Origin of the sequence: Myroides marinus (assembly GCF_900109075.1) — a bacterium.
Lineage (GTDB): Bacteria > Bacteroidota > Bacteroidia > Flavobacteriales > Flavobacteriaceae > Flavobacterium > Flavobacterium marinum_A.
Genome location: NZ_FNYS01000022.1, coordinates 39,279 through 59,784, shown reverse-complemented (window position 1 = coordinate 59,784; position 20,506 = coordinate 39,279). Strand labels below are relative to the sequence as shown.

General features: G+C 29.8%; 19 protein-coding genes and 2 pseudogenes. 6 read left to right on the top strand and 15 right to left on the bottom strand.

Annotated features, from left to right (window positions below):
• From BMX53_RS16110 to galE, 3 genes and pseudogenes are all read right to left on the bottom strand, one after another.
• Positions 1-992: pseudogene (locus tag BMX53_RS16110) on the bottom strand (hypothetical protein); the annotation flags it as partial.
• A gap of 673 nt (positions 993-1,665) precedes the next feature.
• Positions 1,666-3,567, bottom strand: a complete 1,902-nt coding sequence (locus tag BMX53_RS16105) for a DUF5018 domain-containing protein (protein ID WP_074747629.1) — start codon at positions 3,565-3,567, stop codon at positions 1,666-1,668.
• A 409-nt stretch (positions 3,568-3,976) separates the two neighbouring features.
• Complete coding sequence (gene galE, locus BMX53_RS16100; RefSeq protein WP_074747626.1) at positions 3,977-4,993, bottom strand: UDP-glucose 4-epimerase GalE; 1,017 nt, start codon at positions 4,991-4,993, stop codon at positions 3,977-3,979.
• Between the two features lie 447 nt (positions 4,994-5,440).
• On the opposite strand from galE, the gene BMX53_RS16095 reads away from it, so the two are divergent.
• The 3 genes from BMX53_RS16095 to BMX53_RS16085 are packed head-to-tail and all read left to right on the top strand — an operon-like array spanning position 5,441 to position 6,746.
• Positions 5,441-6,028, top strand: a complete 588-nt coding sequence (locus tag BMX53_RS16095; RefSeq protein ID WP_244154528.1) for a hypothetical protein — start codon at positions 5,441-5,443, stop codon at positions 6,026-6,028.
• Positions 6,029-6,082: 54 nt separating this feature from the next.
• Positions 6,083-6,316 carry a hypothetical protein gene (locus BMX53_RS16090; protein WP_074747620.1) on the top strand — a complete coding sequence of 78 codons (234 nt, stop codon included), beginning with the start codon at positions 6,083-6,085 and terminating at the stop codon, positions 6,314-6,316.
• Position 6,317: 1 nt separating this feature from the next.
• Positions 6,318-6,746: a hypothetical protein gene (locus tag BMX53_RS16085; RefSeq protein ID WP_074747635.1), complete on the top strand. Its 429-nt coding sequence runs from the start codon at positions 6,318-6,320 to the stop codon at positions 6,744-6,746.
• 94 nt (positions 6,747-6,840) lie between these two features.
• Here BMX53_RS16085 and BMX53_RS16080 read toward each other — a convergent pair whose 3' ends face one another.
• The 4 genes from BMX53_RS16080 to BMX53_RS16065 all read right to left on the bottom strand — a co-directional run bounded on the left by BMX53_RS16080 (position 6,841) and on the right by BMX53_RS16065 (position 8,808).
• Positions 6,841-7,104 (bottom strand): hypothetical protein, encoded by a 264-nt coding sequence (locus BMX53_RS16080; RefSeq protein ID WP_074747617.1) that lies wholly within the window; start codon positions 7,102-7,104, stop codon positions 6,841-6,843.
• 336 nt (positions 7,105-7,440) lie between these two features.
• Complete coding sequence (locus BMX53_RS16075; RefSeq protein WP_074747615.1) at positions 7,441-7,704, bottom strand: hypothetical protein; 264 nt, start codon at positions 7,702-7,704, stop codon at positions 7,441-7,443.
• A gap of 31 nt (positions 7,705-7,735) precedes the next feature.
• Positions 7,736-8,029, bottom strand: coding sequence for a hypothetical protein (locus BMX53_RS16070; RefSeq protein ID WP_074747612.1), 294 nt, complete (start codon positions 8,027-8,029; stop codon positions 7,736-7,738).
• 491 nt (positions 8,030-8,520) lie between these two features.
• A complete protein-coding gene (locus BMX53_RS16065; protein ID WP_083394431.1) occupies positions 8,521-8,808 on the bottom strand; it encodes a hypothetical protein in 288 nt (95 codons plus the stop codon).
• A gap of 140 nt (positions 8,809-8,948) precedes the next feature.
• Between BMX53_RS16065 and BMX53_RS19455 the strand changes: the two are divergent.
• The 3 genes and pseudogenes from BMX53_RS19455 to BMX53_RS16055 all read left to right on the top strand — a co-directional run.
• Positions 8,949-9,375, top strand: a pseudogene (locus BMX53_RS19455) (nucleoid-associated protein); the annotation flags it as partial.
• Between the two features lie 290 nt (positions 9,376-9,665).
• Entirely contained in the window at positions 9,666-11,006 is a 1,341-nt protein-coding gene (locus tag BMX53_RS16060; protein ID WP_074747609.1) for a hypothetical protein, read from the top strand.
• Positions 10,997-11,485 (top strand): hypothetical protein, encoded by a 489-nt coding sequence (locus BMX53_RS16055; RefSeq protein ID WP_074747606.1) that lies wholly within the window; start codon positions 10,997-10,999, stop codon positions 11,483-11,485. The genes BMX53_RS16060 and BMX53_RS16055 overlap by 10 nt, the downstream gene beginning before the upstream one ends.
• Before the next feature lie 167 nt (positions 11,486-11,652).
• Here BMX53_RS16055 and BMX53_RS16050 read toward each other — a convergent pair whose 3' ends face one another.
• The 8 genes from BMX53_RS16050 to BMX53_RS19320 all read right to left on the bottom strand — a co-directional run bounded on the left by BMX53_RS16050 (position 11,653) and on the right by BMX53_RS19320 (position 20,499).
• The gene (locus BMX53_RS16050; protein ID WP_074747604.1) at positions 11,653-12,072 is read right to left on the bottom strand and encodes a hypothetical protein; all 420 of its coding nucleotides are present in this window, start codon (positions 12,070-12,072) and stop codon (positions 11,653-11,655) included.
• 412 nt (positions 12,073-12,484) lie between these two features.
• On the bottom strand, positions 12,485-12,955 hold the full coding sequence (locus BMX53_RS16045; RefSeq protein ID WP_074747601.1) for a hypothetical protein: 471 nt from the start codon (positions 12,953-12,955) through the stop codon (positions 12,485-12,487).
• Between the two features lie 427 nt (positions 12,956-13,382).
• Positions 13,383-13,886: an RHS repeat-associated core domain-containing protein gene (locus BMX53_RS16040; protein WP_074747599.1), complete on the bottom strand. Its 504-nt coding sequence runs from the start codon at positions 13,884-13,886 to the stop codon at positions 13,383-13,385.
• On the bottom strand, positions 13,883-14,077 hold the full coding sequence (locus BMX53_RS19325; protein WP_074747596.1) for a hypothetical protein: 195 nt from the start codon (positions 14,075-14,077) through the stop codon (positions 13,883-13,885). Before BMX53_RS19325 ends, BMX53_RS16040 begins: the two co-directional genes overlap by 4 nt.
• Positions 14,078-14,132: 55 nt before the next feature.
• A complete protein-coding gene (locus BMX53_RS16030) occupies positions 14,133-14,882 on the bottom strand; it encodes a hypothetical protein (RefSeq protein WP_074747594.1) in 750 nt (249 codons plus the stop codon).
• 284 nt (positions 14,883-15,166) lie between these two features.
• Positions 15,167-15,577, bottom strand: coding sequence for a hypothetical protein (locus tag BMX53_RS16025; protein ID WP_167357252.1), 411 nt, complete (start codon positions 15,575-15,577; stop codon positions 15,167-15,169).
• A gap of 45 nt (positions 15,578-15,622) precedes the next feature.
• Positions 15,623-16,039, bottom strand: coding sequence for a hypothetical protein (locus BMX53_RS16020; protein WP_143061440.1), 417 nt, complete (start codon positions 16,037-16,039; stop codon positions 15,623-15,625).
• A gap of 8 nt (positions 16,040-16,047) precedes the next feature.
• Positions 16,048-20,499: a DUF6443 domain-containing protein gene (locus tag BMX53_RS19320; protein WP_074747585.1), complete on the bottom strand. Its 4,452-nt coding sequence runs from the start codon at positions 20,497-20,499 to the stop codon at positions 16,048-16,050.
• Positions 20,500-20,506: the final 7 nt, after the last annotated feature.

Here is a 20,506-nt window from a genome sequence, read left to right as displayed (position 1 = left end):
AGATCAGCCCAGTCAATGTAAACTACCTGTCCATCTTTTAAATAGAAGAACTGGTTCTTGTCTTTGTCGTAACCTACATTACCAAAGTCTCCCTCTAACTTGTTGATGATGTTATTTATAAACTCCTCATTGTTTGTGATATTCTCTACGAACTTAATGTTATCTCCTAGTTTGGTGATAAACTCGTTGTTCTCTACAAGTTTTGTTACAAACTCACTGTTCTCTGTTAAGTTAGTTACAAACACGCTATTCTTAGCAATTGTCTCTCCTAGCTCATCTGTAGAAATAGATACTACTCCTCCTTTTGAATCTGTGATAACTAACTGCTCTTTTTTATCATCAAATGAAAACTTAACGTTTACTGTATCTAGATCAGCCCAGTCAATGTAAACTACCTTTCCATCTTTTAAATAGAAGAATTGGTTCTTGTCTTTGTCATAACCTACATTACCAAAGTCTCCCTCAAGCTTGTTGATGATGTTATTTATAAACTCCTCATTGTTTGTGATTTGTTTTACAAACTCAATGTTATCTCCTAACCGTTTAATAAACTCCTGGTTTTCAGTCAAATTCTTAATAAAAACGCTATTCTTAGCGAATTCTTTCACAGCTAATTCAACCTTATTATTTTGGCTATCAGTAATGACTAATTTTTCTTGATCATCACTAATTGTAAAAGATTTATTAGTTGTATCTGTAAAAGTAGCTCCAGACATCAATGGTGTCCACTTATTTTCAAACCAATAATAAAAACCAGCTTTTAAATTACTTGATCCTATATTATAGACAAGAATACTCTCTATAAGCTTCCCTTTTATTGTAGTAGTATCAGTCTGATTTAATAAATTTACTCTAGGTAATAAAACCCCTTTATCAGTAGCAGTTATATCTAACATAGTTGCATCTGCAGGTTTTTTTGTTCCAACACCAACTTGAGCAGTAACATAACCACTAAAGAAAAGCGCTGTTAATGGAATAATTTTCTTAATCATAATTTTACTTTTTTTCTTTGAATTACTTCTTCATAACTAACTCATGTAAAATTACAACTAATACATTATTAACAATACAAACAATAATTTATAGGTAATAATTAAAAAAATAACCGATAAGTAAGAATAAAAATTACAAAAACACCACAAAAACATCTTTTAACTCTATTTGTATTTGTTACAAATAAACATATATGGTAACTCTTTAAAATGCAATAAATCACATTTGGTCAAACAAAAACCTAGAACAACATTTTTAAGCTCCATTAATCACGCAATGTAACGAATTACAATATGTAGAGATTTTACATTTTCAACAATGAACTTTCAGCTATTTTTAGACCCAAAAACTACTAGCAGCCTGTTTTTTCGTCGTATTAGCATGATTATATATTTTTTTTAACACAAAAAAAACAGTCATTCTAGTTTCTTTAATTTTGCAAAATCACGATATTCTCAAATTAAGAATATCAATAAAAAGATACAGCTCAAAACAAGAAGAAACATTATACTGTATCACTTTATTATCTCAATTTAAGTACATGTCATTTCTTGATTGTTAAAAAAAAAACACTGGTACTACTCAATACACTTCTATTTGTAAATAACCTATTAACATAAAAAAGCCACCACTAAAAAGTGATGGCTCTCTTGGTTCTACTAAGCTAATTAATTATTTAGCTTTAGATACTGTAAAAGTTAATTTGTGTTCTTTATTATTTTTATCCACTAAAATAACATACCCAGTTGTAGGATTATTATAAAACACATTGTACTTATCATTTGGAAGTTTTGGTGTTGATACACCATACTTATTTCTTATGTAATTATCTACTTCATAAAAAGTTGAATTAGAAGAAATTCTAAACTCTTTAATATCATAGGCCTCTATACTTTCATTAAAAGAAACTAAGATTTGCTGAGCAAAGTAAGGATCTTTATCACTATGTATTTCCGCACTATCAACTTTTACTGATATAGGAGTAGTTGATGACTCTACTATAAGAGTGATTTCTTGTTTGCTTGCTCCTAAAGAAGGTATATTATTAGTTACCTCTACTTTATACGTTCCAGGGTCCATTCCTTTAGTAGTAAAGCTACCAGCATTACTACTTACACCAGTTAACTCTATATTTCTCATATTACCATTCAAAGTTAACCTAACTGTAGAAGATTTAGTTAATACACCTGAACCTATCTCTACATAATTATAGAATATATTCTCACCGAATATAATTACTTGGTCACCTTCTTTCACTTTTGTTTTAGATAGGCTTTTTACTATAGGCGCCTCAGCTACAATAACACTAATATTGCTTTTTTTAGTATTCACTAAACGATTTCCACCTACCTCTTTATTATTAGCATCTTTTATTACAAGCTCAAAATCAGATCCACTCTTAACTGCAGGATTAGGCAAATTAGGCATCACAAATTCTACTTGTTCTAAAGTAGAATTTAATTTAGAATTTAATAATGCAAAGTCTCTACCATCTTTTCTTAAAAAGAACTTATAAGTACTAAACTTAGCATGTTCTAAATATATATTTGCTCTAAAACGTTCCCCAGGCATTAACAATCTGTTACATACAACATAATTTCCAGTATAAGGATCTAATACATCGGCAACATTTTGAAAATTTATAGATCCTCCATCTAAAACAAAAGGAATACTTGTTACTGAATTATTCTTTTCTATCTCTAATGAAAGTACATATTCATTATTCTCAAAGCCAGCAGGCAATGCCACACTAATCTGATTCGTTTTATAATCAATACTAGTTACTTTTAGATCAAAGACAGTAGTCCCTTTAGAAAATCTAAGTTTTACTTTATTATTTTCTTTTACAGGAGACAGTGTATTTGTTTGTAAAACAATTACATCATTTGGTTTTTTACTTCTAAATCCATCACGAGTAATATTAGAGAACTTAACTTGTTCTATGCTATTGTCAACAATAACAAGGTACTCTGCCTTACTACCATCTTCTGCTTTTACAGTATATTTTACAGGTTTAGAATAATCTAAAGTAGTACCACTAGCTGGATCAATAGTTGCTTTACTAGAAACTGTAATTTTAGATGTTAAAGCCTTGATATTAGATAAATAAGGAACCTTACACACTAAAGTATCCATATCTAAAGGATTTTTATTCTTCCACACATAAGAAGAAGCCCCTTCTGGTAAATTTACAAAAGCAAAAGACTCAATAGCTTTTTGAGAATTTGTTTTAGTAATAACAGCTTTATATACCTTTGTGCTCTTATCCTCTGCCATAACAGTATATTCTACTGTTTTAGTAAAATCTTGTACCACACCAGAGTTTGGTGTTACTTTTGCTTTTTCAGAAATCTTAATCTCTGGACTAAGCTTAGTTAAATCTGTAGATGAAGGCAGTACAGCTTGGATAAAATTATCCTTAATTTCAGCCTCATAACTTTTACCCTCTACAGTAATTTTAAAAGAAGTCATTTCTTTCAAATTACTTAATTTGACCTGTGGCGTATCATCTGAATCTTTTGAACAAGACCAAATTGCCATAGTCATTAACAACAACAATAAACCTTTTTTCATAACATTTTTTTAAGTTACTTATTTTTTAACTCATCTAACTAAACAAGAATAACTTACATACTTAAACTTGAATAATATTATGCGAAATTATGAAAAAATTATATACAAAAAATAACAATTTTAACATTTATCCAAAAAGGATACTTCTCTTTTAAGAAGTTATATATTAAGGCTTCTTTTAATTATAAAAAATAAAAAGCCCGTCTTAAAACTAAGACAGGCTATTTATAAAGTAGCAATAAAGTTTTTTATAAGCGATAGTAAAAAGGCATATTGTTATAAATCATTTTTACTTTTCTTTATTGCTATGCTGTATTAAAATCCAAATGATAATTATAAACCTCCTTCTTGGATTAAAACGATATTTTTAACTTTTTGTTATTCTCTTTTTTGTTTTTTTTGTCAACTGTTAACTATTTCTAACCTTCTGCTCCCATTTCCATGCGCTATCTAGCATATCATCAAGTGTCTTAGTTGGTTTCCAACCAAGTACCTCACGTGCTTTTGTATTATCAGCCCAAGCCTTATCCACATCACCAGGTCTTCTATCTACTATCTTATAGTTTAGTTTTATACCACTAACGCGCTCAAAAGAATGCACTAACTCCAGTACAGAATACCCTTGTCCATTACCTACATTAAAAGCCTCTATCTGATCAGTATTCTCTTTATTTACTAACCTTGCTAAAGCACGTACGTGCGCATCTGCTAGATCCACCACGTGGATATAATCACGCACACAAGTACCATCAGGTGTATCATAATCATCTCCATAGATAGATAAGAACTCTCTCACTCCTACAGCAGTTTGCGTAATATATGGAATCAGATTATACGGAACCCCTAGTGGAGACTCCCCTATCATTACAGACTCATGCGCCCCTATTGGGTTAAAATAACGAAGTAATATCGCATTTAATGGATATACTTTGGCCAAATCTATAATAATCTCCTCACCTACCTGTTTAGTATTCCCATAAGGAGATAAGGCAGGTTTTACAGACTCATTCTCTTTAATAGGCATTACCTCACCTTGACCATATACTGTACATGACGAGCTAAAAATAATCTTATCTAAGCCATACTCTTGCATGGCTGAAAGCACATTAATTAGCGAAAAGAAATTGTTCTCATAGTACTTCATCGGATTTTGCATACTCTCTCCCACTGCCTTAGAAGCAGCAAAGTGGATAATACCATCCAAATCCTTATTAGATTTAAAAAACTCATACACTAGGTGTTTATCTCTTAAGTCTAACTCTACAAACTCTGGACGCTTACCTGTGATACTTTCTATCCCATCTAATACCTCTATAGACGCATTAGACAGATCATCTACGATAACCACATCATATCCCTTGTTTTGTAACTCTACTACTGTATGAGAACCGATAAATCCTAATCCTCCTGTAACTAATATCTTCACTTTTTAATGCTTTTGATCAAAAAATATACTTCAAAGATAGTTGCTTTTTTATTGTTCACAATATGTAAAAGGTAAAACTGCAGTTTTTATTAGTTAAGCCATCTAAATGTGCTAAAAAGTGACTAAATAAGCCTGCTTTATAATTATATTGTTACTCATTGCAAACTCAAAAATGATACTTGTAAAATTTATAGACACCTATCTAAAACATCCTTTTTTTAATAACTTATTTTATAAGCTTTTTTTCTGGATATATCATTAGAATAATGTAAATCAGAAAAACTACTTTACACTAACCTAACTTGAAATCTAAGATTAAATATGAATATTTTGTATCTTGGCCCAATGCAAGAAAACGTTAATCAAAATTTTATACCCTTACACTCCAAAAATAACTTAGTAATTACTTGGTTAATAAATATTCTTGCAAGTACGACACTTATAGGCATGTTTATCCTACTTGCCTTACTACCTGTTTTTATCTCTAGTTATACCTGGGTACTGATTATTATTGCATTAGTATACTATCCTATCTGGGCTATAGTAGTATACCGCTTTTTTAAATACATAAAGAGTAAAATAGCTATAACAATAAAAGCCATCAACATTGATAAACAAGGCGTTCATTTCTATAAAAAAGACAACAGCATAACCCATATACTCTACAGCCAACTAGAGCAGTCCTATCTATCAGATCAGTATGACGTATACCTAAAACAAGTAAACAAGACATACCACCTAGCTGTAAGAGCAAATGGAATTGAAACTAGAGTTGTTTTTGATGGTACAGATTATGGAAGTATGTATTACATCACAAATGCAAGAGCATTAAGAGCTCGTTTTATAGAGGGTATTGTACGCTTTAGACCTGATTTAAAAGTAGATCCGTTTATATTTAAGGAGTTTTGTATTGATCCTAATCATTTTACATTTGATAGTAAAAGATATATCAAGCACATTGTAAATGCAGCACTTATCATAGGGCTGATCATTCTATTTAGTACCTTGTTAGCATGGTTAATTACACTTGCTTAAGACTAGTTAATTTAAAGAAATCTTTTCCAAAAATTTACAATGCTTTTATGGAATATGGAAAACGATACTTATGACCATCAACTTATGGCCAATAAATACATCACTACAATTAAGACTGCTTTAAAAGATTTAGAATCTAGTTATGATAAAGATGTTTATATAGTCCTTGCTTGGCAGGGCTTAAAAGCAACAGATGCTTATTCTAAATTAACACAAGAAAAGAAAGACTCTTTCATTAAAACATTAACTGAATATAGAACTAACAACGAAATAATTGAATGTAAATAATATGAGAAACTATATTTTATCGATTATAATATGTCTTATTGCTAATATTTCATTTGCCCAAGTTAATATCACTGATACAATTGTTGTAAATATAACTAAAGACAAAAACTACAGACTAGTAGAAGAAGAGAATAAAATTTCAAGTATTCTTATCCCTTCAAATGATGTAGGTTCTCGACAAGATACTTATGAATTTACTTTTCTTGAAGAAGTACCAACTCATACTTTTACAAAAGAATACTCTATAAATGGTTTTGATAAGTTTATGCTAGACTACTACTACAATAATATCTATAATAAACAATTATTAAATCTTGGCAGAATGTACTTTGGTAATTATAATTTTACAAACCTTTTCATTAGAGTAAAATCAGACAACACAGAGAAATTATATAAGGTTAGATTTAACTATATAATCACCTCATTTTAAAATAAAAGCCCCAATTAAGGGGCTTTATGTTTTATATGGCTAAAAGCCTCTACCTTGTTTTGTTATCTTGACAAATGTCAGACAGACTCCATCATTATTTTAATAACAAATAAATCTCTTTAAAAGTTTTACTACTTATGATTTTTGCCTCTAACTCTTGAATATTCCAATTTAACTTCCAATAGTTTTTATCTTGCTCTACTCGTTGAACAAGTTCTTTCTTTATAGTATCAAGTAATAATTTATCTATTTGACTACTAAACTCAAAATCGATTAAAATCTGTTTACCTTTTAAAAAAGGATTAAACCCAAAAAGCCTACAATTTTTAACTTTAAACGCATTGTTAATTGTATACATTAAACCTAGTTCATCTACAACATAGTAATTACTATAGTTGATTTTCCCAAATAGCTCTTCATTAGTAGATTTTAAATCCTTCTCTTTAGTGAAAACATAAATTCTATTATTACTTTTTGAAAGTAATAATACAGGATAGTTTAACCTTAATTCTAACCTCCTTATAAATAATCTTGTATTTCACTGCTAGAGCAAATCATAAAAATTCGCTTTTAAAGAAATATATGATTTTGAATCTACTAAAACAGGTGAAATGGGAGCTTTGGAAATACAGGTAAGTAAAAGCCATCATAAATAGGTATAATGGCTTTTATTATTATTCAAAAATAAAATATGTTACAAACATTTTTTAAGATCAGCATAGACATCACAATCACGGTACATTGCATATAATTCCTGAAGTCTACTCTCCAATGTTTGTTCATCTAACCATTCAGAGTATCTAATAAGAACAATACCATAAGGATTAGTTACTGTAACTTCATAAAAACATTCAGAACTATTACTAAAATAGCCAGAATTAGAAATCTCTCCTGAAGCTAACATATTAGTAGATGTAGTACCTAAAAATAATAATGATAATAATAAAATTTTTTTCATAATTAAAATTGTTTTAGTTAAGAATTAAAACCTATTTGGAATGGTAATCCCAAACTTTTACATAGTCAGGAAATTTTCCATTTTTACAGACATAGTCCTGTATATTTTGAATTATAACAACACTACTTTGGTTGTTAATAAACCATCCGCAAGCTTCAATAACAAAAAAACCTTCAGTATAAGTTGTTCCTTCAACAACAATATCACATTCTGGTTCAAATGCAGCTAATAGACACATAGGTAAGTCAGGTTCTGGTTCAATTGTTTTTTGAGCAAAAGCCCCTAATGAGAGCAGAAAAGCTCCTACAAAAATTAATTTCTTCATAATAATAATTGTTTTGGTTAATAATTAAAAATAGTGTTTTTAAAATTAATTAACAAAAATTAAGTTAAATAACTATAGATATATAAAACAGCGTTAAACTAATATATCATATCCAAAACATTATTGTCTCATTTTAGAAGACGTGAAATAGAGTAACTAAGGATCAGTAATATTCACAACACACTATGGTTGAGTTTACACAGAATAAAGTAAACTTACATGAAAGAAGATTATTATAATTTACCATTTTAATTGTTATTCAATGAAATGCTATTACCAATAACAGAAAAAGAAAAATGCTTTTTAAAAAGAGCCGCAATAAATAGAATTTAAAAAAAGTTTTCTACAGCGCCCCTTATTATTAACCAATAGCACTAACCTACTCCACAGTAAACCTTCAGCTCAAGTCCTATGAATAGGAATAATGGTTTCTATAAATAATTTATAAATAAAAGGGACTCTTTTATTAAAAAGTCCCCTTTTAAAATAATCTATTGCAGTGCACAATCATATGGACTATGTTCAATAGTTACATAAACAGATGAAGTATTATACTTCTTTTGTAAATATTCTTTCTCAGCTTCTAACCAAGATGGATAAGCACACCCTCTGTCTTCAAAAACTAATTCAGAATTAACCCAGACTTTAATCTCATACATTACTGTTTTGTTAGATATGTTGTTCTCAACAACATAAACATTATCTTTTTCTACACTTTTATTTGTTGCCAATGTAGCAATAGTAGTCATAAGCGCTACTAGTAAAATTGATTTTTTCATAAAATAAGTTTTTAGTTACCTCTAATATATACATAAAATCATAACAAACTAATTTACAAACACATATCCAAACCAATAAACTAATTCAATATACAGATTAATCCATTATCCTTGCAACAAGTATACTATTGGTATGTTCAAAAGCGCAAATAAAAACGGACTTTATCCAATTCGACAAAGAAGGATCTAATCTTAAAATGCGTTTAGAACACGGTATCAATCTAGTTAAACTAGACAAGGTGTATTAATATTCAATTACGAAAAAGAAAAGGTAATGTTCTTAAATCGCTCAGTAAACTACTTTTATAAGAATGACAACTTCAAGAGAACCTATTTCCTAAACGAAGTAATCGATAACTCCAACCTAATCGCTGAGTTGAAAAACAATAAAGTAGATTATGGAGAAAAATACGGCATCGAAGACCTTACGGATTGGATTTCCCTATCTCTAACAAAGCTGTTACAGAAGCTCGCAAGAAATTCAAAAACGTAATCAACCTAGACACGAATATCAGCATCAATCTTGATTTTGTCAATCCAGAGAATACTTACAAGTTGATTGAACGATGATGGGACGAAGAAAAGCAGATTTACAACTATCTATGCTATTTAAAATAAAGAGAAGAAGTAAGCCTAAAAAAGTATTTCAATCAAATCTGTGACACATTTTTATAATAAACAACACTAAAAATACTCAAAAATAAAGCCAAAACCCATTATAAACATTGATTTTTGACATTAAAAACTTTAAAAATGTTAAATGTTTTTTTTTATAATAACTTCAATTTTAATTAGCAACTCTTTTTACATAAATTCGTTTGATAATTAATTAAAACAAAAACTAATTCTAATTAAAAATGAAAAAACTATTTTGTTTTTTAACTACAAGTTTACTGTTGTTTTCTTGTTCAAATGATGATCAAGTTAATTCTAATAAACTAGATCAAAAATCAGAAAATTCTATTCAGAGAATAAAAACTCAATTTAATAAAGAGTATAAACTAATTCCTAACCACGAAAAGTTTAAAAATGTTGATTGGAACAATCCTAAAGTATTTACTTATGGGGATAATAAAAAAGGGATTTCATTAAAAACTTACAACTCTAAAAATGAAAACGAATTTAACCTGTTAATAGGTTATAACAAACAAGGAGAGGAATACTACTTTTTATCCACTGATAAACCACAAGAACTATCAACTAAGGATATTGTTATGAGCTATAATGATAAAACAGTAGTTTATACCCAAGAGATTTATGGTAACGAATCTAATAATAAAGATTTAAACTCTAAAAAATCCGTTAGAAGTACTGATACAGGACTAATTTCAGGAAATGATCCTGGAGAGGAGTTACCAGGAGTCTATATGTACATAAGACCAGGACTTAGTGGTTACTATAATCCAGGCCGCACAGGAAATTATCTAGACTATGATTCAATGAAAGAATTAGATAATTGGAGTAGAGGCGGCGGTGGCGGCGGTGGCGGTTCAACCGCAGTAATATCTCCTGCACCAGAAGATAAAATAATCATTGATAAAACGTTTGAAGACAATAAATGTGTAAAAGATATTTATGATAAGCTTGGAGGAACAGATTTTGCGAAAAAACATATCAAAATATTTGACAAAAACTTGAATAGCCCAAATTTAACTTTTAAAATAGTTTCAGAAAAAGAATATTCAGGTTTTGAAAGATATGATGAGAATGGAAAAGACAAGGGGATTTCACATGCAGAAACAGTTCCAACATCACAAAATAATTATATAATATATATAAATCAAGACGCTTTAGATGAAACCACTGATTTACAAATTGCTGTTACATTAATGCATGAAGTACTACATGCTACTTTTCATAGACAATATGATTCAGTTATTGATACAAGCAACGGAGAAAAGTGGAGACCAGGAGGTAGTCCTAAATCATTTCCAGAATTAATTAATGCATTAAATAAATATAAAGGAGGTGCTCATCATGAATTAATGGCTACTAAATACATTTCAACAATGACCAATGTTTTAAAAGAATTAGATCCACAAGGTGTGTATTCCCAATATTATAAAGCTATAGCTTGGGAAGGATTAACTCACTCAGGTGTAAAAGCTTTTCAAAATCTAAGTGATAAAGAACAAAATGAAATAAAATCATCTCTACAAGAGTATAAATCACTAAACAACAAGATAGAATGCAAATAAATATCAAATACATGTTATTCTTATTATTTATACTACAAACTACTATGGCTCAAATTAAAGATCCAATAATACTAAATATAGATAATACTACTACACTTAATGTAGACAAGAATGATAATTATAATTATGTCAGAATAGTTATTGAAGAGGAAAATAATCTGATTTCAAAAGTAACTTTTAACCATTTTAATTACAGTACTAGAATACAATATGATTTTAAAATTGTAGAAGAACTAAGTTCGTTAGATACTAATATAAAATATCAAGAAATGGATATTCTTCTTTTTATTAGTTATAGTGATCACAAGTATCAAGAACTTGACGAATTTCAAAAAAACAAGAACCTACCTCCTATTTTACCAGCATCACGTACATTTGATAATGTAATTATTAAGGACAGTAGAGATAAAAACAATATAAAATTATATAAAACAACAAACCATAATCTTCTAGGTTATTTAAATAAACGTTTTGATTAATGATATATATTATTATTAAATAAACAATAGTATAGAAATGACACAGTTCATGTTACACTCCAAAACAACTCATTAATAATGCCCCTTAACTGGGGCTTTATGTTTTATATGGCTAAAAGCCTCTACCTTGTTTTGTTATCTTGACAAATGTCAGACAGACTCCATCATTATTTTAATAACAAATAAATCTCTTTAAAAGTTTTACTACTTATGATTTTTGCCTCTAACTCTTGAATATTCCAATTTAACTTCCAATAGTCTTTATCTTGCTCTATACGTTGAACAAGTTCTTGTTTTATAGTATCAAGTAATAATTTATCTATTTGACTACTAAACTCAAAATCGATTAAAATCTGTTTACCTTTTAAAAAAGGATTAACCCCAAAAAGCCCACATTTTTTAACTTTAAACGCATTGTTAATTGTATACATTAAACCTAGTTCATCTACAACATAGTAATTACTATAGTTGATTTTACCAAATAGCTCTTCATTAGTAGATTTTAAATCCTTCTCTTTAGTGAAAACATAAATTCTATTATTACTTTTTGAAAGTAATAATACAGGATAGTTTAATCTTAATTCCATTACCTTATATATTCTAAAACATACTTTTTTAGCAATTAAAAGCTGTTTTTAAGCATTTTCTTATCTAAGCCAATACCCAAGCCCTTTTTACTAAAAGATCTGCATAATTGGCTTTAAAACTCACTTTTATTTGTAGTATTTCTTTTCCAATACAAATTACTAGTTAATATCATTGTGTATCACTTAAGACTAACTATTAAACTTTATTACCCTAAGTACTAAAGCATAATACTCTTGGCTTGCAAAACAATAAATATAACATTTATCTCACCTGTATCTTTTGCTCTACTTACATACTTATAGATGGTTTCTCCTTACTGCTATATCAACATAGTGAATATGTTTTTAGTGTAACATTGCCACTAACTCGAATATTTAGGCTAACAATTCTAAAGGTTATATCTTTTTAATTCTAATACAACGCTTTGTACAATAAAATATCTTTATGCTTAATTACTATCATAACATTATTGCTTTTCATTGTATTAAAGCCTTCAACATCATTAAAAAGATTAGTTTTTAAATCGTTATATTGAATCTCGATTTCAGAAAGATCTACTACAGAATCAGTGATAATGAATTTATAATAACATTGCTGATCTATAACAACTCTATGTTTAAGCAACTGAAGTATTCCATAACTTTCTAAATAACTATAGTTGTATGTATAAACATAAAAATCATTTTTCATGTTATTTATATAAACACACTGAGGCTTAACTATTTTAATAAAAGTTTTATTTGCGATAGCTTCTTGTTTTGGTACACTATTTATTTTTTGATTTTGAACAAAAAAACCATTAGGATCAATAAGAATTGAGCCAATATAATATACTACTAAGGCTAAAACACTATATAAAAATATTTTTAGTTTTTTATTCATTTTCTTTATCCTACTCTATAAACTTGTGTATCTCTTTTTCTTTCTATCTTCCATTTAAAAAACAAAGATTACTACACATTAAACCTATGTGGACAAGGGATACCACTCAAATCAATCACTTGACTACATTCACATTTTAATTTAGACATAGATTATTATTTGGACATTATCGCAACATTCTTTTAAAACCACCTCGATTATTTATCAGATAGTTTAACTATTTATTTGAATGTAACGAACAATAAAGGTTATAATCAATCCAAAGATGATAAAACCTAATAGTGTATCTATAAATTCTGTATCAGGATTTAATTTATAATCCCGATACTGTTTAAAGCCTACTTTGTTTTTATTTTTTCTAAAGATATCTAAACATCTATCTAAAATAAACCTTGTAAAAGAGCCAATATAACAAAACAGATATTGCCTAATTGTTATAATTATTAACTCTACAATACTGATATACAGTAGATCCTCCTTCTGTTTGTGTTCTATTATTAACTATACTTCCATCTTTTGAATAAGACCCATCGCTTTTAAAAGTATATCTATACTTCTCTTCTTGACTAGACTTTCCCACAAGTGACGAACTATTTTCTACATGCGATCCTTTTCCATGTTTAGATTCTGTTGCATTTTTCTCTTGTACATCTGGGTCAAAGAAATATTCAGTTTCTCCATTTTTTTCTCTTTTCACCCAATCTTCACTAGCCATCCCATTTGGATCAATAAATCTAATAGGATTATTACCTACATAAGCATAAAGAGTGAAGCTCACATACTTCTCCGCCAACGGATCTATATTCATCCATCTACCGATTGCAGCATCATAGTTACGAGCTCCATAGTCATAGAAGTTTAGTCCTAATTCTTCTTGCTTTTCAGCACTACGTGCGGTATCTTCGTCAAAAGCTAGACGCTTTTTCCTCAATAATCATTATATTGATACTTATAATCCTTCATCAGAGCATCATTCTTCTGGTTATAACCCTTATGAGCGAGTCCAAAAGGATAATAGTTGGTATCTTCTATAATCTCAGTAGAAGACTGTATTGTATTATCTCCACTTTTATCACTATAAGATAACCTTACGTTACCAAGATGATCTTTATACTGATACACATAAGCATTTGTCTCTGCATTAAAGAATCCTTCTGCTACTTAAATAAATATAATACTACTTTCTCCATGTTTCTCCTTGCCATAGTAACTGATTTTTATCTTTGATATAAATCAATTGTTGCTTATAAGGTTCAAACTCAAAAAAGCATCTATCAAAATTAGGTAAGCTAATTGTCAAAGAGTTAAACTTTTCGGTATTTATAGACTCCTCAAAAATTTCAAACAACATCCTGCTTTTGTAAAGCTTTGTTCCTGATATATCAGCATTCACACTAAAACTGATTTGGTTTGTAGCAGTTCTTCTATTCCACAAATACTTTGATTTAGGCAGTACAATATAAGTTTTATCAGTTGTAAAGCGCTTACTATTATTGTGATTAAATGTAAAGTCCAATTTTACTGGGTGGAAATCAGTAGGAAAAACAACTTGGATATACAAGCTATCCTGAGATAACTTATTCTCCTTTTTTATATCGTATGTATAACCCTTTTGTTTTAAATAGTAATCTTCGCTCGTAATCTCTATCACATTATCGGCTATAACTGACCATTTTCCTTTTGATGCGCAATCACACTGCTCCATTACTGGACTAAATTTTACAACAGCCTTACCTAAGGTATAGGTTCCGTTTGTATGAAGCTCCAAACTTGAATAATTTCTATCATCAGATAATGCCTGATATTTTGAATCAGTCTCCAAAATATAGATTCCCGATAAATCTCCAATTTTCATTTTTTGACCTTGTACTAAGGTATTTCCAAAAAATAGAAATACTACTATTAATAAAAATAACAACTTTTTCATTTTTATCTTATCTTTTAGCTTTTAATTTTTCGTAAACAGTTCTACCATCTGAGGTATTTATATTCATTAATGTGAGCTCATTAATATCTTTCAATGATCTAGCTCTTACTGGATATGAACCATCAAAAGAAAATTGTGTTTGATAGGCATTTACTTCATTATTTCTTGCTCCTTGTAAAGTAGTAGCTGCATTTAATAATTTACCATCTCTATTAAATTGAACTCCACCCGCTTCAATAGATTGACCTACATGTCTGATTTCATGAATATGAAGACCTTGATTACTACCTTCCTTCTATTTTAATAATTCCATTAGTTCCTTTAACAACTCCGTGAGTACCATCACTTGAACTTGGTCCTGTAAGTTTATACGTTTCAACTGCATTTCCAATCGCTTCAATATCTATAAGTGATTGATTCAGTATTTCAATTTTCTGATTATTATCAGCAAGTTTATCTTCAAGCTTTACTATTTTGTCATTACTTAATCCTCCTTTATCAATTTGAGCTTGAATTTTTGTATTATTCTTATTTATTCTCTCTATTCTTTTATTAATAGATTTATTAAGTTTTTCTTCTTGTTTTGGGTTTTCCCAGATCATTCCTGTTGGATCTATATATTGAATAGGATTATTAACTACATAAGTATATGGTGATTGTCCTATCTGTTTTAGATCTTCCGCCAGCGGATCCACAAGCAAGAAACTCCCGAACAATGCTCGGGAATTCTTGTTTATAAATTATTTTATATAATATAACCCTTTAAGATTTTTTGTGGTATATAACCCTTTTATACCCTGTTCTTTACATATTTGAGTATCTTTATCTAACATAAAACAAGGCTCAATGGAACTAAACCCTGTCAATGGATTATCGCTGTTAGAGTAGTCTGGAAAGTTTGTTAATTCAAAACTATAATATTCACTTTCATTTATTTTCTCAAATTTATATTTCTCATCTTCTTTTTTAGATATTATTTTATAGTTCTGCTCATCTTTTGTACAGTATATAATATAAAAAGAGTTTATAGAGTCAATTTTTGCTATTTTAAATAAATCATTTTCATCTGTATTTGTTACATTTTTATCTGACTTGTTTTTCATTTGAGAACTACAAGAAATAGCAATTACAAAAAAATATACTATTAAATTTTTCATCTTCTTTATTATTTTGGGATAGTATGAAATACTCTCTGTGAACTACCTGTTGAGTATTGTAACTTAACTGGGTTGAAATTTGAATTACCTCTAAAAACTTCTTGCCCCTGAGCATTATAAAAATGTTCTATAACACTACCTGATTGAGGAACCACATTATCGTGAGATCGTCTATAAATGCTATTAGGATTATTTGCGTCTGTTGGTGTGGCTTTGCCTACTGAAATACCTGACCATTGTGACAATTTCCCCCCAACGTATGATTCTGTTACTTCGTGTAATGTAGTTTGCCCTGGCGTCCCATTAATATTATCCATATTACCTAAAGCTACAGGGTTTATTTCTTGAGAAGTCGAAACCTCAAAAACAGGTCCTAAATTTGTAAATTCATTCCCCATAAAAGCACCTAATAAAGGAGCTGAATTATCAGAAATAAAATCATTATCTGTGGCTGAAATATTTGTCATAACGCTGCTGTCTGTTGTAGCTACTAATAAATCGCTTGCACCTTTTGTAAGAGGTCCATTAACTGTTTGATTTGCTGTAATTTTACCATTATTATCCATTGATAAAGTTAGTTGTCCTTGTACTGAAGATTGAAGTTGATTAAATGCTTTATCTTTTTTATTACCTGTTATGATTACATCATCAAGAGCCATACCCGTAGGGTCTATGTATCGCAATGGATTATTACTTACATAAGCATAAGGAGTAAAACTCATATACTTCTCCGCCAGCGGATCCACATTCATCCATCTACCGATAGCAGCATCATAATTACGAGCTCCATAGTCATAGAAGTTAAGTCCTAACTCTTCCTGTTTTTCCTTACAATTGTATTGGTACTTATAATCCTTCATCAGAGCGTCATTCTTTTGGTTATACCCCTTATGAGCTAATCCAAAAGGATAATAGTTCGTCTCTTCTATAATCTCAGTAGAAGACTGTATTGTATTATCTCCACTTTTATCACTATAAGATAATCTTACATTACCCAGGTGATCTTTGTACTGATACACATAAGCATTTGTCTCTGCATTAAAGAATCCTTCTGCTGTAGGTAAGAAACTAAGTTTACCCTTTACATACTGAAATCCTTCTAGGTAATCCGTTAGCGTAACTACACCTTTCTCAGTTACTTTCTTCTGTGTTTTCTCTCCTGAAGCTGTATAAAGATACTCTATTTTATCTGTTCCAAAGTTAATTTCTACAGGTAAATTTAAGTGATTGTACTTAATCTTAGTTATTTTCTTGTGTTTATCACTTATGAGATTTCCAAACTCATCATAAGCATAATCAGCACCTGCTGTGTTTACTTGTTTAAAACCTTCTTGATTTCCAGAGGCGTCTCTAACTGTCGATAGTCTATTGCTACCTGACTCATAACCATAGGTTAGTTTATCTATAAGCGTTGTTACTCCTGCTAGAGAAGCTCCATTTCTGTCTAGTTTTAAAATGTTTCCATTTTTGTCATATTCTAATTTTTCATCAAATAAACTAGCAGTAGAGGCTGAATTTAAATCAGGTGCTTTAAAAGAGCCTAAAACTAATCTATTTGCTCCATCATATACATAACCATAACCTCGCTTTTTATTATCTATTGCGCTTGTCCAGATTTGCTCTGAGATATTACCATTGTAAAGCGGTTTTACTCCTGTTAGACCTTGCTCTGGTTTATTATAATTAAGCTTTAAAGCAAACAAAGAGCTTTTGCCATTGTTTACCTGATTTATATTACTGGCGTTATTTACCTCTGTAAGCCATCCTCTTATGTTGTATTTATACTGTAATTCTTGTAAGAATGTATTTGCCGTTGGAGTAATACTCGTAGTAGATCGTTTTCCTCCAATACGTTTTTTCTCAAGTGCTCCTAATTCATCGTATATATTTTCAAAAATAACAACTTCAGCTAAGCTATTAACCTTATGAGTTTGAAATAGTAATCTTTCTGCATGATCATAAACGTATTCTTCTAATACAGTCATTAAAGGAGTTGAAGTATCTTTTTGATGCTTAGTAGTAACCTTTATAGGTAATCCTGTAAAAGAATATTTAGTGTCTACTTGTGTATATCCCAAGAAATAATTCTTTGTATAACTTCTAAGAACACGACTGTTATAGTCATATAACATAAAAGTAATATTAGCCTTCTTCTCATCTCTTGTAGTAAGTACTCTATTCCATGTTCCTGTAAGTAATCCTTTTACATTTTCTATAACTTTCTGGCCTTCTATCTCATTAAAATTAGTAGCTGCTCCTGGATAAGAGTAATCATCATAATAGTTAACATGAAGTACAACAAAATTATCTTTAGGAAAGACAGTATTGGTATAAGTAACTGGAGCCCCACCAATTTCTGTTGATGATGCTCTTTTCTCAAAAGAGTTAGCACTCGCATTTACATTGTCTTGAAACACTTTTCGATTTACTTCAGTTGGAGTCATCGCTATAGTAGAGTAAAAACCGCTGTAAGCCACCCTAGAAAGTGCATCATACTTAGTTATCATCCAACCTTTAGTTTCTGTTCCAAACGGGTCATACACAGGTCCTATAGCTACTATTCTATCTGCTTTATCATAAACCATATACTCCCAAGATTTTCCTGGTAGTTTTTTAGCCACTAGTCGGTTTTTGGTATCGTATTTATACTGATAACCTAGTTTATCTACATTAGCTAAAGTAACATCACCGTTTAATAAGGGAGAAGTAACCACTGATAAATTTCCATATTGATCATAGATGTAGTAAGTATCAAGGGTTTCTCCAATACCTGTGGTAGCCCCAGAAGCTCTTAAAGCGTTATTAGGTAAATCTTCAACCGCTTTAGTTACCTTGTTAATTTGATTGTTAGCATTCTTCTCTAGATTTTCTACTATCTTATCAAAGTTATCTATTACATCCTGTACTGACTTTCCTTTTAATTCATCACCAAGTATATTACCCACGCTTGGCATTGGACTTGAGACAGGTGCATTAGAAGCTGCACTAAAGAGTTTTGGAAGTCCTTGAGTATTATTGTAGACTCTTTTTAAAACTACTTTTCCTTCTTGGTCTTTAAACTCTTCTGTTACATTACCATTTTCATCAGATACAGAGCTCACATAAAGAGAGTTTGAAGGGTAAAAACCATTACCAACATTCTCAGCAATACTATAGTCATAAAATCCTTTACTTGCGTTTAATACAGCATTTACACGTCTGTATTTTACTTCATTTGCTGTATTGAATCGATAGGTAAAATCAACTGTATAATCCCCATCGATTCTCCAATCTTTTCCTGGAGAACCTGTTTTTAATACTCTTTTCAGGGGTGACTTCTCATATAGAGTCTCACTATATGGATTTAAAGTATTTTCATACTTAGGAGTTTTGTAATAGTTAAGTATTTCTGTTTTTATAGATTCACTATATAGTGCTGGAGAGTTACTTGGTTCATTAGTTCCAGGATTTGTCGGATTTGTTGGATTTGTCGGATTTGTTGGATTTGTCGGATCTGTTATTATAGGAGGCAACATAGAAGGATTATAAAACCCTAGTACAACTTCAGAAGGATTAGATATAATATAAGACTCTTCTTTTCCCAATTCTTTGAAAGATTTATTTAGATCATTGTTTAAAACTTTTCCAAAGGCTAAAGGAGAATACTCCCTAAATTTTAATCCTAAGTTATCTTTTACAATATTATAGTGTTTTTTAAAAGAAATAATTTGATTTATATCTTCTTCCAATATCAATCCTCTTAAACTCACATGATTTAAATCTATAAAATTTACATATTCAACACTTTGTGTTTTTTTAACACTATAATTAGCGCTCTCTAACACCCCTTTTCCAAGGTTAGCATTCTCTATTTTTGCATTAATTACGGTGTAAGTATTAACCTCTCTTTGTTGATGCATAGGCATTCCTGGATACTCCTCAATTCTTTTTTTTCCATCAATAATAAGTTCATCATAATCAACTATTTTTCCAGAGGTAATAACACCACTAAAAACTTTATAACTAGTGTCTAAAGTAGGTTTAGTAATCCCATAAAAATCTTTGCTTATTAAATCTTCATCAGTAGTAGGTACTACTGGTTCAAAAGGATTTATGATTACACCACCACCTAAGTCAATTTTTCCAAAAGCTAAACCATTATTACTACTGTTTTTCTGAATCTGTTGACTTGATTTAATAACAACTGGTAAATAATCTTTTGTTTGACCAATATTTAATTCATACTCTATATGTTTAGCAATACTCTCCTTACTTGGATTTCCTCCTATAGATACTTCTTGTATTGGCCGACCTAATCCATCGTAATAAACTACCTGATTTTTTTGTTTAGCAGTACTACTACTCTCCTTTATTGACTCAGTGTACTGAGTAACCTTTATATAATTTTGAGATGTTGTTTGAGCTAGTAGAGTATGTAAACAACAAATACTTAATAGGCCTATATATGTATATATCTTCATCTTATTA